We start from the raw sequence: 16,292 nt of genomic DNA on the forward strand, positions 1-16,292 counted from the left end.
TTTGGCGCAGTCTAGCGGGTTTGTTGGGCCAAAGTAAGGCGTTGCGCCTAGCCCAGAGTGGCCAATGCGGGGAACTGTTCAAGCAGCCAGAATGAAAAGCGGGTGAACAGACCAAACAGCATCGCCGCCCCGACCAACAACAACAGCCCGCCCATGACCCGCTCGATCAGCACCATGTGCCGCTTGAGGCGGTTCATCAGACCCATGGCCCGGCTCATAAACATCGCCGCAAGCAGAAATGGAATGCCAAGCCCAAGCGCGTAGATGCCCAGCAGAACCGTGCCGCGGGCGACAGACGCCTCGGAAGCTGCAAGTGTCAGAATGGCCCCCAACTGCGGGCCGATGCAAGGGGTCCAGCCAAAGGCAAAGGCCAGCCCAAGGATATAGGCCCCAAAGGCCGAACCACCCCGGTCGCCTGCATCCATACGCGCCTCGCGATCCAGAAACGGGATACGGAAGACGCCCAGAAAATGCAGGCCAAAGACCATGATGACTGCCCCTGAAATCTGCGCGAAAAGCACCTGATTTTGCAGGAAATATTGCGCAAAGACCGATGCGGTGAAACCGAGGATCAGAAAGACGGTCGACAGGCCCAGCACAAAGAAAAGCGCCGTAATCGTGACACGGTTGCGCTGCGTGCGATCATCCGACATCTCACCAACACTGAGGCCGGACATATAGGCCAGATACGGCGGCACAATCGGCAGCACGCAGGGGCTGAGAAAGCTCAGGATGCCTGCAAGCAGCGCAACACTCATCGCAGGGATCAGACTTGCGTCGATGATATCAATTCCAAACATACGTTGCACCTAACCTGTGCGGGGGCGCAGGTCACGGGCCGTTCGGTCACATGTCTGTGGACAGCCTGAAACATCGCCCCTATTTGAAAGACATGGATGATCCGCACACACTTGATGCAACGGGGCTGCTGTGTCCCCTGCCCGTCCTCAAGGCGCGCAAGCGGCTGATGGCCCTGGCACCGGGTGAGGCATTGACCATGCAGGCCGATGATCCGGCAGCCGTGGTGGACGTGCCACATTTCTGTGCAGAGGCCGGGCATATATTGGTGTCCAGCGATCTTGAGGGCCTCGTCCAGACCTACGTGATCCGCAAAAAGTAAGGGCGCGCCGCTGTGGCACGCCCTTTTGTCTCTCTAGCTGTCCGGCTTACTTACCAAGCGACCACCAGCCGCGTTTCTTTGGCTTGGGTGGCGCTTCGGGGGCAGCGGGCTCTGCGGCCACGGCTTTGGCTGCGACGGGTTCAGGCGTTGGTGCTGCCGCTTCTGCCTCTGGCGCTGCCGCGGCAACTTCGGGTTCGGGGGCCGGTTCGGCCTTGGTCTCCGTCTCCGCCTCTGCCGCTGCTTCGGGGGCAACAGCCGCTTTTTTGCGTGAACGGCGGGGTTTCGGCTTCGGGGCCTCTTCCCCGGCGGTCTCAGGGGCTGCGTCAGCCGATGCCGCCGCGTCCACCTCAGCGGCGGGTGCATCCTCTTTGGCGGTCTCAGGCGCTGTTGTCGTAGATTTGCGACGGGTGCGCTTGGGCGTTTTCTTTACCTCGGCATCGCCATCTGTGACCTCGACCTGCTCAGCGGCAGGTTCTGGTACGGCCTCTGGCTCGGATGTCTCATTGGCTCCACCTTCGGCGTTGTGAGCATCGCCGTTCTGCTCATCCCCGGAGGATTTGCCACGACCCCGCCGCCGCCGACGACGACGGCGTTTGGGTTTGCCTTCGCCGTCTTCGCCATTGTGATGGCCCCCGTTGGAGTCCGATTTGGTCGAGGACGCCTCAGGCGCTTCGCTGGCATCCACATCTGCGTCTGCCTCGTCCTCGTCGATCTGATCCATCAGCGAGGTGTCGACAGAAACGACATGCGCCGCCGCAGGTTTCACAACCCGCGTTGCGGTCTTGAACTTTTCGACCGAGAAATCCGGGCTGACCAGATGTGGTTCACCCTCGATGCGGACCGACAGGCCATAGCGGCCTTCAATCTGCGCAATGTGCTCGCGTTTCTGGTTCATCAGGAAGTTGGCGATGCCGACAGGGCATTTGACCAACACCTCGCGTGAGCGGCGGCGCGTGCCTTCCTCTTCGATCTGGCGCAAGATGGACAGGGCAAGGTTGTCGTCCGAGCGGATCAGGCCGGTGCCGTGACAGGCCGCGCAGGGCTGTGTGGTGGCCTCGATCATGCCAGGGCGCAGACGCTGGCGCGACATCTCCATCAGGCCAAAGCCCGAGATACGGCCCACCTGAATGCGCGCGCGGTCGGTTTTCAGCTTGTCCTTCATCCGCTTTTCGACAGCGGTGTTATTGCGCCGTTCGTCCATGTCGATGAAGTCGATGACGATCAGGCCCGCAAGGTCACGCAGACGCAATTGGCGCGCTACCTCTTCGGCGGCCTCAAGGTTGGTCTTGAGGGCGGTTTCCTCAATCGAGCCTTCCTTGGTCGAGCGGCCGGAGTTCACGTCGATGGCCACAAGCGCCTCGGTGATGCCGATCACGATATAGCCACCCGATTTCAGCTGCACGGTCGGATTAAACATGCCGCCCAGATAGGTTTCGACCTGATAGCGGGCGAACAGCGGCAGGGTTTCCTCATACCGTTTCACGTTCTTGGCGTGGGACGGCATGATCATTTTCATAAAGTCCTTGGCGGTGCGATAACCGCGCTCGCCTTCGACAAACACCTCGTCGATCTCGCGGTTATAAAGGTCGCGGATCGAGCGTTTGATGAGGTCGCCTTCCTCATAGATCTTGGCGGGCGCGATGGATTTCAACGTCAGCTCGCGGATCTGTTCCCAAAGGCGTTGCAGGTATTCATAGTCGCGCTTGATCTCGGCCTTGGTGCGTTGGGCCCCGGCGGTGCGCACGATCAGGCCCGCGCCTTGCGGTACGTCGATTTCGTTTGCGATCTCCTTGAGCTTCTTGCGGTCGGCCGCATTGGTGATCTTGCGGGAAATACCGCCACCGCGTGCGGTGTTGGGCATCAGCACGCAATAGCGACCGGCCAGCGACAGATACGTGGTCAGGGCCGCGCCCTTGTTGCCACGTTCTTCCTTGACGACCTGCACCAGCAGGATCTGGCGGACCTTGACGACTTCCTGGATCTTGTAGCGTTTGGGGCGCGGCTTGCGCACGGGGCGGATGTCATCCGTGTCGTCCTCGTCGGCCACCGACTCGATGCTGTCATCCTTGGATGTGGCATCGGCCGCTTTGGGATCATCATCGTCGTCCGTGTTGTGATCCTCGTCGTCCGTCTCGTCCGCGGCAGGCGTTTCCACGGGCGTTTCGGCGACGGTTTCCATGGGCGAGGCCGCCTCGTCCTCGGGCACGTCGGCCTCAAGGTCGATGGTCTCCATGCCCTCCACCTCGGTCGAGGTCGTGGGATCGTCATTCTTGGCCTTGGCCGCCTTGGAGCGGCGCGACCGTTTGGGTTTCGGCTTTTCCTCGGCCTCGTCGCGGGCGCGCTGTGCCTCAACATAGGCGCGTTCTTCTTCCATAAGCGCCTCGCGGTCAGCGACCGGGATCTGATAATAGTCGGGATGGATTTCCGAGAACGCAAGGAAGCCGTGGCGGTTGCCACCATAGTCCACAAAGGCCGCCTGAAGCGAAGGTTCGACCCGTGTTACTTTTGCGAGATAGATGTTGCCGGCAAGCTGGCGTTTGTTTTCGGATTCAAAGTCAAACTCCTCGACCTTGTTTCCGTCAACCACCACGACGCGGGTCTCTTCCGCGTGGGTGGCATCGATAAGCATTTTCTTTGGCATAAAAGTCCATTGCACCCGCATGCCAGCCGGTCACCCGGGGGTGCCAGCGTGGATCGGGGGTGTCTTGTTAAAGCGATCTGTGACACGCGGCAGGCCTGACCCAAGGGGCCTTCTGCTGGGATGTTTAATGTCCTCACGCGCGTCATCGCGGTTCTTCTCCGACACGACTCGCCCCTTGGGGCGGCGTATCCGTTCATAAGCTGCGCCAGGCTTTCACCTGCGTCAGCATCTCGTGGCCTCTTGCGAGGCCCAATCGGTCTGTCGAACTTTTCGGGGGGGTCATGCCGCCCGGCAGGTCCATACAGCGAAACTCAACAAGGGCGACGCGAATGCGCGTCGAGGTCCCTTCCCTCTTAGATAAGAGGAATGGTGGTGCAAATACAATGGCCAAATGCGCGACGGCTCATCGAAGCGCCCGATCGCCACATCTTGCGCCCAAAGGATGGGCGCGCCGCGCCACTGATGTCCGGCACCTCGATCCTCAACGCGCGAAAAAGGGCGCGCAGGATGCGCACCCTTAGCTGTCTTCATATCGAGAGACCTTAGAGATAGTCCGAGCGTTGCAGCCCGTATTTCGCCATCTTCTCGTTCAGGGTCCGGCGGGGCAGGCACAACTCGTCCATTACGGACGCAATGGACCCCTTGTGGCGCCGCATCGTGTTGTCGATCAGCATCCGCTCGAACGCCTCGACATACTCTTTCAGCGGCTTGCCCTCGGTGGTCATCACGGGCTGCATTTCCTCGTGATCGTTCATCAGCAAGGACGCGATGGATCCGGTGCCGCGCCGCGATTGCAGCACTGCGCGTTCGGCGATGTTGATCAACTGGCGCACGTTGCCCGGCCATGGGGCCTGCAACAGCTGCGCGGCCTCCTGGGCGGAGACCTTGGGCGCGTCGCAGCCATATTCATCGGCAAACTGATCCCCGAGCCGGGTAAACAGCGTCAGGATATCCTCGCCGCGCTGGCGCAAGGGCGGTACGGTGATTTTGAGGGCAGCGAGACGATAGAACAGATCGGGGCGCAGCGCGTCTTCGCAGGTCTTGCCGGCCTCCTGCATGTTGCAGATGCCCACGATGCGGGTTTCGGCGGGCGTGCCCTGCTCGTTGATCACCGACAGAAGGCGCGCTTGCAGGGTTTCGCTCAGCGCCTCGATATCTTCGAGGACAAGCGTGCCCCCCCGCGCCTCTTCGATCGCGGGCAATTGGGCATCTTCAGGCAACATCGGGCCAAAGAGGCGCTTGGCCAGCGCATCTTCTTCCCAGGCCGAACAGCTCACCAGCACGAATTTCTTGCCCGCACGGCTGCCCACCGCATGCAGCGCATGGGCCACAAGGGTTTTGCCGGTGCCGGTTTCGCCGTCGATCAGCACATGACCGTCTGCCTGGCCAAGGTCGAGGATATCCTCGCGCAACCGCTCCATTACCGGGCTCTGCCCGATCAGCTTTTTCATCAACTGGCCGCCATCGGACAATTCGCGGCGCAGTACACGGTTGTCCATGGTCAGACGACGCGCGCCGGTGGCCTTCTTGGCCAACTCGGACATCCGATCCGGGTTAAAGGGCTTTTCAAGGAAATCGAAGGCACCCACACGCATCGCCTCGACCGCCATGGGCACATCGCCATGGCCCGTGATCATTATGACAGGCAGCGCCGAGTCATTGCCCATCAGCTTTTTCAAAAACTGCATCCCATCCATGCCGGGCATCTTGATGTCCGAAATCACGATACCGGGATATTCGGGGCCAAGGACCTTGAGCGCATCTTCGGCGCTGGCAAAGGTTTCGGTGTCATAGCCCGACAGCGCCAGCCACTGGCTGATGGATTGGCGCATGTCCTGCTCGTCATCGACGATGGCGATTTTCATGGCTTGGGTCATTTTGATCTACTCCGCCGCTGCGATTTTCTTGTCATGGTCCGCATCCTCATCAAGGATGGGCAACTGCATCTCGAAAACGGCCCCGCCAGCCTGTCCATTGCGTGCGGTCAACCGTCCGCCCAAATCGTTCACAATGCCGGACGAGATGGCAAGGCCCAAGCCAACCCCGTCGCCGGGCTGCTTGGTGGTGTAAAATGGCTCAAACAGCGCATCCAGATCAACAATGCCGGGGCCATTATCGCGCACCGTAAGGGTCGCGGTTTCCCCCGCCGAAAGGATGATATCCACCTTTGGTTCTTTCTCTGATTTGGTGGCGTCAATGGCGTTGCGCAAGAGGTTTACCATCACCTGTTCGATGCGCATCCGGTCCCCCAGAACTTCGATGGGTTCAGGGGGGACCATGCGGTTGATCAGCACCCGGCGCTGGCGCAATTGCGGTTCCATCATCGACAGGCTCGAAGCCAGCGCATCGCCCATGTTTACAGGGCTGAACACGTCCTGACCTTTGCGCGCATAAGACTTCAGCTGGCGCGTGATGGCCCCCATCCGTTCGATCAGATCATCAATGCGCCCAAAGCTGACAAGGGCCTCGTCCGGGCGATTGCGGCGCAGCAACAAACGCGCGCCCGCCAGATAAGTTTTCATCGCGGCAAGGGGCTGGTTCAACTCGTGACTGACGGCCGCCGACATCTCGCCAAGAGCCGCAAGTTTGGATGACTGTTCAAGGGTTTGTTCGGCAACGGCGAGGTCTTCCTGCACCCGTTTGCGTTCGGCAATTTCCCGCTGCAACTGCACGTTCAGATGGCGAAGCTCTGCCGACTCGCGCGCAAACAGCGCCATGCGCAAGGCCGAGCGGCGGCTGAGCGCATAAAACGACAGCGCAAGCAGGATCGCGAATCCCATGATTTCGAGCGCGAGCACCCCGTTCACCCGTTCCCGGACCGAAGCGTAGGTGGTGAACGAGGCCATGCGCCAGCCGCGAAACGGTATGCGGGTTTCAAGACGCATCACGCCTTCGCCTTGCAGGTAGGCGTCGGGCGGCAGCGCGGTCCAGTCGGCGGTGGCGCGAATGGCGCGTTCAATCGCGCTTTGTGGGGTTTGGCGGGCCAGCGCCTCTTCCTCGGAGCGGCCCCGCCAGCGGGGTTCGGTCGCAAGGATGATCTCACCGGTGCTGTCGGTCACAAGAACGGCCGCCGAAATATCCGACCAGGCGCGTTCGAATTTTTGCAGATCGACCTCGACCGCGATCACCCCCAGCACTTCGTTGCCCGCCGTGATGCGCCGCGAATAGGTAAAGGCGAACCCGCCCGCTTCGCGTTCTGCTAAGGTAAAGATGGTGCCGGTGGCGCGGAAAGCGTCGATAAAATAGTGCTCCATCCGGTGATTGGAGCCAAGGCGATTGCGGTCGGTGGCCGCCACGGCGCGCCCGTCACTGTCCAGCAGGATCAGGTTGGCGGCCCCGATTTCCTCGACAAATGAAATCAGGCGTTGGGTGGACTGCTGATAATCCGCCGAATTCAGTGCACCAATCAAGGTGGGGTCGCGGGCCAGCAACTGGGGCACAATCGCATTTTGGCGCAATTCGCTCAGCAGGTTGCCGGAATACAGCGCCAGCCGCAACTCGGCGCGGTTGCGCGTCGTCTCGGTAAAGCGGTCGGTCAAAAGGCGGTTGGTAAAATACACCGTGGCCACAGCCGCCACGGTCAACAGACCAAGCGCCAGGCGCACCCGCCAACTTGTCGCACGCGCACGCGGGTCGGGGTTGGGATTGGGGTTGGGTGCTGGTCGGGTCACTGCCATTCGCCGAGACTACTGCCCATACGTCACCCGCATCAAGTCACGCAGCCGTTAACTGCCCCGCCACTGCGCGAAACAACGCTTGTCCATCCGTGCCACCATGGCCCAAATCCGCCGCCCGCTCGGGATGGGGCATCATCCCAAGGACCCGTCTGTTTTCCGACAGGATACCCGCGATGTCGTCACAGGACCCGTTGGGGTTGTCCACATAGGTGAACGCGATCTGATCCCCGCCGCGCAGGCGGCTCAGCGTCTCTTTGTCCGCGAAATAGTTGCCATCATGGTGCGCAATCGGAATGTCGATCTCATCACCTTCACCGTAACCGTGCAGATAATCCGACATCTCCGTCTCGACCCGCAGACGCACGGTTTTGCAGATGTATTTGAGGCCCGCGTTGCGCAACAATGCGCCGGGCAGCACACCTGTTTCGGTCAACACCTGAAAGCCGTTGCACACCCCCAGGACATAGCCACCGCGATCCGCATGGGCCTTGACGGCCCGGCAGATCGGGGAGTTGGCCGCAATGGCCCCGCAACGCAGGTAGTCGCCAAAGGAAAAGCCGCCGGGCACGCCCACGATATCAACACCCGCAGGCAGGTCGGTGTCCTTGTGCCAGACCATCTCGACCTCGGCGCCCGCCGCCTTGAAAGCCACCGCAAGATCGCGATCACAGTTCGATCCGGGAAAAACGACGACGGCCGCCTTCATGGCATGTCCACCCGGTAGCTTTCGATGACCGTGTTGGCGAGCAGACGCTCGCACATCGCCTCCACATCCGCCTCAGATGTGCCCTCGGCCAGATCCAGCTCGATCACCTTGCCTTGCCGGACGCCGTTCACACCGTCAAAGCCCAACGCACCAAGCGCGTGGCGCACCGCCTCGCCTTGTGGGTCCAGCACGCCGGTTTTCAGCATCACATGTACGGTCACTTTCATGCCTCGCCTTTCATTGTTCCAAAAATACTCAAAAAAAACGGATCAATTGATCAGCGTCGGTTTGGTGATCGGGGTCGATGTCTTGGGCAGCACGCCCAGGCGACGGGCCACCTCGGTATAGGCGTCCGCCAGATTGCCCAGATCGCGGCGGAACACATCCTTGTCGAGCTTCTGGCCCGTCTCGATGTCCCATAACCGGCAGCTGTCCGGGCTGATCTCGTCGGCGACGATCAGACGCTGGAAATCCCCGTCATAAACGCGGCCCACCTCGATCTTGAAGTCCACCAGACGAATGCCGACGGCCAGCATGACGCCCGACAGAAAGTCGTTGACGCGCAGCGCGAGGCTCAGGATATCGTCCATGTCCTGCTGGCTGGCCCAGCCAAAGGCGGCGATATGTTCCTCGGTGACAAGCGGGTCACCAAGGGAGTCGTCCTTGTAGCAGTATTCGACAATGGGCCGGGGCAATTGCGTGCCCTCTTCGATGCCAAGGCGCTGGCTCATCGTCCCGGCCGCATAGTTGCGCACGATCACTTCGAGCGGCACGATCTCACAGGACCGCACCAGCTGTTCGCGCATGTTCAACCGCTTCATAAAGTGGGTCGGCACGCCGATCTGGGCGAGGCCGGTCATAAAATATTCGCTCAGGCGGTTGTTCAGCACCCCCTTGCCTTCGATGACGTCCTTTTTCTGGGCGTTGAAAGCGGTCGCGTCATCCTTGAAATACTGCACAATCGTACCGGGCTCGGGGCCTTCATACAGGATCTTGGCTTTGCCTTCGTAAATCTTCTTGCGTCGCGCCATGGGCGTCCTCTCGGCTCTGGCGTGCGCCTGGATGCGGCCCGCCGTTGCGCTCTCATAAGCAATCGGGTGAAATGCCGCAAGCAAAGGGGTTGCGCACGGACCTGTGTCTTCGCATATCTTGATATAACACCACATTAACACGAGGGCTTTGACAGATGAGCAGCTTTGACGACCGTGAAAACGCATTCGAATCGAAATATGCGCATGACGCCGAAATGCAGTTCAAGGCTGATGCACGACGCAACAAGTTGCTGGGTCTGTGGGCTGCGGAGCTCTTGGGTAAAACCGGCGATGAGGCCGCGGAATACGCCCGCGAAGTCGTGAAATCCGATTTCGAGGAAGCCGGGCACGAAGACGTCTACCGCAAGGTGTCGGGCGATCTGGGTGACAAGGCGGACGAGGCCACGATCCGTGCCAAGATGGCCGAACTGATGGGTCAGGCCAAAGCACAGATCCTCAGTGAAACCGACTGATTTCAAACATCTCCAAGCCAATCTTGAAGTAAAACAGAACGCGCAGCCCACCCGTTTTCCTGCGCGTTTTTATTTTGATTGTTTGCATTCGCGTCTCGCGCCTTAATCTTTGGCGCACCTTCATCCCTTACCCCTGATACAGGGTATTTGCGGGATCGGGAGGGTGTGCGATGCGCGCCATTTTACTGTCATCATCACTCAAGGTCGCCGCGCGCGCGGGGCTGCCAGTCATCATTCTGGCGGGATGTCTGTTTGCGTTGTCCCAGAAGGTGTCCCCCGATATCGTGCTCAGCCTGCCGCACCAACTGGCGGGCATCGCAGGGGCAAAATGGGCGTTGGCCGCGCTGATGACAGCAGGCAGTTTCTGGGCCGTCGCCCAATATGACGCCGTGGCCCATACCGCGCTCAAGACCGGAATCGCACCCCGCGATGCGCGTGTGTCGGGGGCCGCAGGAATCGCCCTTGGCCAGACGCTCGGATTTGGATTGCTGACGGGTGCCGTTGCGCGCTGGCGCATGCTGCCGGACCTGTCGTTCCCGGCAGCGCTGAGCCTGTCGGCCTTCGTCTCTCTGACATTCGTGAGCGCATGGATGGTGATCACGGCACTGGCCTGCCTGATCCTACCCGCCCCGGCGTGGACGTTCTGGCCTGCCGTCATGGTGAGCGCGGCGGTGCCTGTCTTGATCGCATTGCTGGTCTGGTGGCCTCATATCCGTGTATTCGGGCGCGCCTTGCCCCTGCCCAACCTGTTGAAAGCGCGCGCCATTCTTGGCTGGTCGCTGCTTGACACCGCATTTGCGGCGGGCGCGCTGTTTGTGCTGCTGCCCGTGGGAACACTTCCTTTTGCCACCTTCTTTCCCTTGTTTCTGATCGCATTGGGTTGTGGGCTGATTTCAAACACCCCCGGCGGTGTCGGACCGTTCGAACTGGTCCTGGTTGCTGCCCTGCCCCTTGACGATCCTGCCCCGGTCTTGGCGGCCATTCTGGGTTATCGCCTGATCTATTATGCGCTGCCTGCGGGTCTTGCTGCGCTCGCACTCTTGCGCCCCTGCCGGACCGCTGATCGCCAACCGCTTCCGCCGGTCGCACACCACAAGGCCCCGCGCAGCGAAGCGGGTGTGGTCCTGCAAAATGGCGGTCAGATCGCACGATGGGGATCAAGCGTGCTCGCACTTTGGCCCACGGGGCAGACGCTGACACTGTTCAGTGATCCCGTGGCCGGATCAAGCAATGCCGCGCTGATGCACCTGCGCACAGGGGCGCAGCAGATGGGGCACGTGCCCATGATCTACAAATGCGGGCCGCGACTGGCGCAGGTGGCACGCGCATCCGGCTGGCGCGTGCTTCATATCGCAGATGACGCGGTAATCGACACGGCCAGCTACACCCCGTCCCTGCCGACAAGGCGCACGCTGCGGCGCAAACTGCGCGCGGCGGACAAGGCCGGGGTTCTGGTGGGCAGCGGGGCACCGCTGCCCCTTGGGGCAATGGCGCGGATAGATACCGCTTGGCAACATACCCATGGGATCGCACGCGGCGGCAGCATGGGGCGGTTCGCTGAAGACTACGTTCAGGATCAATGGGTTGGTTGCGCCTATGCGGCGGGCACATTGGTCGCCTTTGTGACCGCGCACCGGTCAGAAACCGAATGGTGCCTTGACCTCATGCGCCATGACCAAACGGCACCGGACGGCACTATGCACGCGCTGGTGCATGCCGCCATCATCCATGCCCGACACGCAGGTGCGACCCAATTCTGTCTGGCCGCAACCCCCGCCTGCCCCGATCCGGCCAGCACCCTCTGGCGATGGGCGGCGCAACAGCTTTCTGCACGTGCGGGCGGGCCGGGATTGCGTCAGTTCAAGTCCAGCTTCGCGCCGCGATGGGTCCCGCGTTATGCCGCCGCGCGCAGCTGGCGCGCCCTTGCATTCGGGTTGGCCGACATCACCCGCGCCGTGCACAAACCACCACCATTGCCACGCCTGGATACAAGCGCACCTCATGTTAATGATGAGAATTATGAACTGGCCTCAAAAACTGCCGCGTGAGACACAGAATAAAACACGCGCGCGAGGAGACCGCCATGAGCAACCCATTGACCGAACTGCTCGTTGAAAAGGGCACGTTGCTGGCCGACGGGGCGACGGGAACCAACCTGTTTGCGATGGGCCTGATGTCGGGTGATGCGCCTGAAATGTGGAATGAGGAAGAGCCCGACAAGATCACCGCGCTTTACAAAGGGGCAGTGGATGCGGGCAGTGACGTCTTTCTGACCAACTCGTTCGGGGCCAATGCGTCGCGGCTGAAATTGCACGATGCCGGGCATCGCGCCTTTGAACTCAGCAAGATCTCTGCCGAACTGGCGCGCAATGTGGCCGACGCCGCCGGGCACAAGGTGATCGTCGCAGGCTCGGTCGGGCCGACCGGCGAGATCATGGAACCCGTGGGCGAGCTTACCCATGCCAATGCGGTCGAGATGTTTCACGAAACCGCCGCGGGCCTGAAGGCGGGTGGTGCAGATATCGGCTGGCTCGAAACGATATCGGCCCCCGAGGAATACAGCGCCGCCGCCGAAGGGTTTGCGCTGGCGGGCCTGCCATGGGTCGGCACGATGAGCTTTGACACCGCCGGGCGCACCATGATGGGCGTAACCAGCACGAACATGGCCGCCCTTGTGGCGGGCCTCGACAATCCGCCTGCGGCCTTTGGGGCCAACTGCGGCACCGGCGCATCCGACCTGTTGCGCACCGTCTTGGGCTTTGCGGCGACCGGCACCGAACTGCCGCTGATCGCCAAGGGCAACGCGGGCATCCCGAAATATCACGACGGGCACATCCATTATGATGGCACACCCGAATTGATGGCCGACTATGCGGTGCTGGCGCGCGATTGCGGGGCCAGCATCATCGGCGGGTGCTGTGGTACCACGCCCGAGCATTTGCGCCATATGCGCACGGCCCTCGACACCCGACCGCGCCAATCGTCACCGACGTTGGAGGCAATCGTTGCCGCTCTTGGTGCGTTTTCCTCGGCCAATGACGGCACGGGCGACGGCGACACACCCGTGCGCAAACGACGCGGGCGGCGTGCGGCCTAAAACAACTCCAACTGGTCACTATCAGGGCGCGGCGGGCGAAACAGGTCACACCGCATCGGTCGGCCTTTCTCCTTTAATCCCAAACGCTTGATGGCAACGGCAAAGCGATGCGCAACGATCTCAGCATATGGCCCCTCCCCGCGCATGCGCCGCCCCCAGGCCGCGTCATATTCCTTGCCGCCGTGCATTTCGCGCAGGCGCGCCATGATGCGTGGGGCCCGGTCCGGGTATGTGACAGCCAGCCATTCCTGCCAGAGCGGCGACACCTCACGCGGCAGCCGCAGCATGATCCAACTGGCCGTGCGTGCACCTGCGTCCTTGCCTGCCGCCAGGATCGCCTCAAGCTCGGGATCGCTGAGCGCGGGCACCATGGGCGAGGCCATGATGCGCACCGGAATGCCCGCCTGGGCCAGACGCCGGATCGTGGTCAGACGCCGGGCTGGTGCAGGCGCGCGCGGCTCCATCGCGCGGGACAAAACCGGGTCGAGCGTGGTTACCGAAATACCGACCCGTATCAGCCCGCGCCGCGCCATACGGGCCAGAATATCAATGTCGCGTTCAATCAGCGCGCCTTTCGTCACGATCGCAACGGGGTGGCCGCACTCTTCCAGAACCTCAAGGCAGCGACGCATGATTTCGTGTTCTTTCTCAATGGGTTGATAGGGGTCCGTGTTGGTCCCGATGGCCAATGGCGCAACCTTGTAACCCTTGCGCCCCAATTCTGCGCGCAACACATCCGGGGCATCGGGACGGGCAATCAGCCGGGTTTCGAAATCAAGCCCCGGCGACAGGCCCAGATACGCGTGGCTGGGTCGGGCAAAGCAATAGACACACCCATGTTCGCAGCCACGATAGGGATTGATCGACCGATCAAACGGCAAATCGGGCGAGCGGTTGTAACTGATGAGGCTGCGGGGTCGCTCAAGACTGACCTCGGTGCGCAATGTCGGCAGCCCTTCGTCCCGGTCCCAGCCATCGGGCTCGATGTGCCGGGTCAACGCGTCATAACGGCTGACCGCGTTGGTCACCGCGCCGCGCCCTTTTGGCCGTGCCGTCTGCAAATCTGCACCCATGCAGCCACAATAGAACACAACAGGAACATACACCAGAAAAGAGTTCGAAATCAGGGGACCCACCGCCATGGGCGTCGTGGAAAAGTACCCCTGCGCGTCGCGCACGGCGTTGTCCATGTCGCAATTCGGACAGTGCCCTTGCGACATATTGGACGATAACCTCCCCCATAGGCCCCCGGGTGCGTGCACCTGACGATCAAGGAATGCCCATGTCAGACGAAGACGAAATCATCCTCGCGGACCTCGATGACGAGGAACTTGTGCAGCAGATGTTTGACGACCTTTACGACGGTCTCAAGGAAGAGATCGAGGAAGGGGTCAACATCCTGCTCGAACGCAAATGGCAGCCCTATGACATTCTGACCAAGGCCCTCGTGGGCGGCATGACCATCGTGGGCGCTGATTTCCGCGATGGCATCCTGTTCGTGCCCGAGGTACTGCTGGCGGCCAACGCAATGAAGGGCGGTATGGCCATCCTCAAGCCCCTATTGGCCGAAACCGGAGCACCCCGCGTTGGCAAGATGGTCATCGGCACCGTCAAAGGCGACATCCATGACATCGGCAAGAACCTTGTCGGCATGATGATGGAAGGTGCGGGTTTCGAAGTGGTCGATCTGGGCATCAACAACCCGGTCGAAAACTATCTGGGTGCCATCGAATCCGAAGGCCCCGACATTCTGGGCATGTCCGCGCTGCTGACCACAACGATGCCCTATATGAAGGTCGTGATCGACACGATGGTCGAACAGGGCATTCGCGACGACTATATCGTGCTGGTGGGCGGCGCGCCACTGAATGAAGAGTTTGGCAAAGCCATCGGTGCGGATGCCTATTGCCGGGATGCGGCCGTGGCTGTTGAAACGGCCAAGGACTTCATGGCCCGCAAGCACAATCAAGTCACGGCCTGACGGGCGCGGGGTCGCATGATATGACAGGGCCCGAGCTGATCACAGCGCGGGCCCTTTTTCTTTGGGACAGCAGATGCAGATCGACGATACCATATTGACCCAAGACGGTCCGGCCCCCTCGGGCATGGGCCGTATCCTGCTGATCGCCTGCGGGGCACTGGCGCGCGAAATCCTGGACCTCAAGCGCGCGAACGGGTGGACGCATATGGACCTGACCTGCCTGCCGGCCAAACTGCACCTCTATCCCGATCAGATCACGGATGCGGTGCGCGCAGCGGTGGCCAAACATCGTGAAACCTATGCTGATATCTTTGTTGTTTACGCGGATTGCGGCACGGGCGGGCTGTTGCAGGCGGCCTGTGACGAGATGGGCGTCAAGATGGTCGCAGGCCCTCACTGCTACAGTTTTTTTGAGGGAAATGAGAGATTTGCACACCAAAGTGAAAGTGAAATCACCACCTTCTACCTGACTGATTTCCTTGTGCGCCAGTTCGATGCGTTCATTATGAAACCCATGGGCCTCGACCGGCACCCCGAGCTGCGCGACATGTATTTCGGCAATTATGAAAAGCTGGTCTACCAGGCGCAAACCGATGATCCGACCTTGACGGCCAAGGCGCAGGCGGCGGCAGAGACTCTGGGTCTCACGTTTGAGCGCCGCTTGACGGGCTATGGCGATCTGGAAACCACCCTGTCAACGCTGTGAGCCTGCGCAATCGCGCTTGGGTTGATCCGTGTTTCGCCGTAGATTTGTGGTCAGATATCTTTTGAGCCGGGGTGCCTTGTGGAAATCACCGACAAGATCATCGTTGTGACAGGGGCGGCCAGCGGTATTGGGCGCGCTTTGTGCACGGCCTTTGCCCAAGCGGGTGCGGCGCAGGTGGTGTGCGCAGATCGCAACATTGCGGGTGCGCGGTCTATTGCGCTGGAAATCAATGGGATATCGCGCGAGGTTGATGTGGCCAACCCCGATCAGATCCAAGACCTGATCACGCGTGTCGAGGCCGAGGTCGGCCCGATTGATATCTTTTGCTCGAATGCGGGCGTGCTGATCGAAGGCGGTACGGACCTGCCCGACGTGGACTGGCAGCGTTTGTGGGATATCAACGTGATGGCCCACGTCTGGGCCGCGCGCCATGTGGTGCCACTGATGGTCGCACGCGGGGGTGGATATCTGCTCAACACCGCCTCTGCCGCCGGGTTGTTGAACCAGATCGGATCGGCCCCTTACGGTGTAACCAAACACGCCGCTGTGGGCCTTGCCGAGTGGCTTGCCATCACCCACGGCGATGCCGGGATCAAGGTGTCGGTGCTTTGCCCCCAAGCCGTGCGCACGGCGATGACCGCGGGGTTTGAGGATCATGTGGCGGCCATCGACGGCATGATCGAGGCCGAAGATGCCGCTGCCGCCTGCATCACGGCCATTCAGGACGAGACATTTTTGGTGCTGCCCCACCCGGATGTGCGCACCTACATGCAGCGCAAGACGTCGGATTATGATCGCTGGATTGCGGGGATGCGCAAGTTGAACCGCGCATATACACGCGATTGACGACCCGCATGCCA

General features: G+C 61.2%; 15 protein-coding genes. 7 read left to right on the forward strand and 8 right to left on the reverse strand.

Going from position 1 to position 16,292, the window contains the following annotated elements; translation table 11 throughout:
- Nucleotides 1-47: 47 nt before the first annotated feature.
- Nucleotides 48-800, reverse strand: a complete 753-nt coding sequence (locus Q0859_RS04160) for a cytochrome c biogenesis protein CcdA (protein ID WP_299147855.1) — start codon at nt 798-800, stop codon at nt 48-50.
- A gap of 92 nt (nt 801-892) precedes the next feature.
- Here Q0859_RS04160 and Q0859_RS04165 point away from each other — a divergent pair, with 92 nt between their 5' ends.
- The gene (locus Q0859_RS04165; protein ID WP_299148897.1) at nt 893-1,120 is read left to right on the forward strand and encodes a sulfurtransferase TusA family protein; all 228 of its coding nucleotides are present in this window, start codon (nt 893-895) and stop codon (nt 1,118-1,120) included.
- Nucleotides 1,121-1,166: 46 nt separating this feature from the next.
- Here Q0859_RS04165 and Q0859_RS04170 read toward each other — a convergent pair whose 3' ends face one another.
- The 6 genes from Q0859_RS04170 to purC form a co-directional block, all read right to left on the reverse strand.
- Entirely contained in the window at nt 1,167-3,761 is a 2,595-nt protein-coding gene (locus Q0859_RS04170; RefSeq protein WP_299147858.1) for a ribonuclease E/G, read from the reverse strand.
- Between the two features lie 542 nt (nt 3,762-4,303).
- Entirely contained in the window at nt 4,304-5,638 is a 1,335-nt protein-coding gene (locus Q0859_RS04175; protein ID WP_299147860.1) for a sigma-54 dependent transcriptional regulator, read from the reverse strand.
- Between the two features lie 6 nt (nt 5,639-5,644).
- Nucleotides 5,645-7,438 carry an ATP-binding protein gene (locus tag Q0859_RS04180; RefSeq protein WP_299147863.1) on the reverse strand — a complete coding sequence of 598 codons (1,794 nt, stop codon included), beginning with the start codon at nt 7,436-7,438 and terminating at the stop codon, nt 5,645-5,647.
- Between the two features lie 37 nt (nt 7,439-7,475).
- A complete protein-coding gene (gene purQ, locus Q0859_RS04185) occupies nt 7,476-8,144 on the reverse strand; it encodes a phosphoribosylformylglycinamidine synthase subunit PurQ (protein ID WP_299147866.1) in 669 nt (222 codons plus the stop codon).
- Nucleotides 8,141-8,371 carry a phosphoribosylformylglycinamidine synthase subunit PurS gene (gene purS, locus Q0859_RS04190; RefSeq protein WP_299147869.1) on the reverse strand — a complete coding sequence of 77 codons (231 nt, stop codon included), beginning with the start codon at nt 8,369-8,371 and terminating at the stop codon, nt 8,141-8,143. The genes purQ and purS overlap by 4 nt, the downstream gene beginning before the upstream one ends.
- Nucleotides 8,372-8,413: 42 nt before the next feature.
- A complete protein-coding gene (purC, locus tag Q0859_RS04195) occupies nt 8,414-9,175 on the reverse strand; it encodes a phosphoribosylaminoimidazolesuccinocarboxamide synthase (RefSeq protein ID WP_299147872.1) in 762 nt (253 codons plus the stop codon).
- A gap of 155 nt (nt 9,176-9,330) precedes the next feature.
- On the opposite strand from purC, the gene Q0859_RS04200 reads away from it, so the two are divergent.
- The 3 genes from Q0859_RS04200 to bmt all read left to right on the forward strand — a co-directional run bounded on the left by Q0859_RS04200 (nt 9,331) and on the right by bmt (nt 12,745).
- On the forward strand, nt 9,331-9,648 hold the full coding sequence (locus Q0859_RS04200; protein WP_299147876.1) for a DUF1476 domain-containing protein: 318 nt from the start codon (nt 9,331-9,333) through the stop codon (nt 9,646-9,648).
- A gap of 170 nt (nt 9,649-9,818) precedes the next feature.
- The gene (locus Q0859_RS04205) at nt 9,819-11,696 is read left to right on the forward strand and encodes a phosphatidylglycerol lysyltransferase domain-containing protein (protein WP_299147880.1); all 1,878 of its coding nucleotides are present in this window, start codon (nt 9,819-9,821) and stop codon (nt 11,694-11,696) included.
- A gap of 35 nt (nt 11,697-11,731) precedes the next feature.
- On the forward strand, nt 11,732-12,745 hold the full coding sequence (gene bmt, locus Q0859_RS04210) for a betaine--homocysteine S-methyltransferase (protein ID WP_299147883.1): 1,014 nt from the start codon (nt 11,732-11,734) through the stop codon (nt 12,743-12,745).
- Here bmt and Q0859_RS04215 read toward each other — a convergent pair.
- Entirely contained in the window at nt 12,742-13,818 is a 1,077-nt protein-coding gene (locus Q0859_RS04215; RefSeq protein WP_299148899.1) for a PA0069 family radical SAM protein, read from the reverse strand. The two genes, bmt and Q0859_RS04215, sit on opposite strands and share 4 nt — an antisense overlap.
- Before the next feature lie 209 nt (nt 13,819-14,027).
- On the opposite strand from Q0859_RS04215, the gene Q0859_RS04220 reads away from it, so the two are divergent.
- From Q0859_RS04220 to Q0859_RS04230, 3 genes are all read left to right on the forward strand, one after another.
- Complete coding sequence (locus Q0859_RS04220; protein WP_299147886.1) at nt 14,028-14,726, forward strand: B12-binding domain-containing protein; 699 nt, start codon at nt 14,028-14,030, stop codon at nt 14,724-14,726.
- 73 nt (nt 14,727-14,799) lie between these two features.
- The gene (locus tag Q0859_RS04225; RefSeq protein ID WP_299147889.1) at nt 14,800-15,432 is read left to right on the forward strand and encodes a DUF1638 domain-containing protein; all 633 of its coding nucleotides are present in this window, start codon (nt 14,800-14,802) and stop codon (nt 15,430-15,432) included.
- A 78-nt stretch (nt 15,433-15,510) separates the two neighbouring features.
- Complete coding sequence (locus tag Q0859_RS04230; protein ID WP_299147891.1) at nt 15,511-16,278, forward strand: SDR family oxidoreductase; 768 nt, start codon at nt 15,511-15,513, stop codon at nt 16,276-16,278.
- Nucleotides 16,279-16,292 lie beyond the last annotated feature (14 nt).

Origin of the sequence: uncultured Tateyamaria sp. (assembly GCF_947497045.1) — a bacterium.
Lineage (GTDB): Bacteria > Pseudomonadota > Alphaproteobacteria > Rhodobacterales > Rhodobacteraceae > Tateyamaria.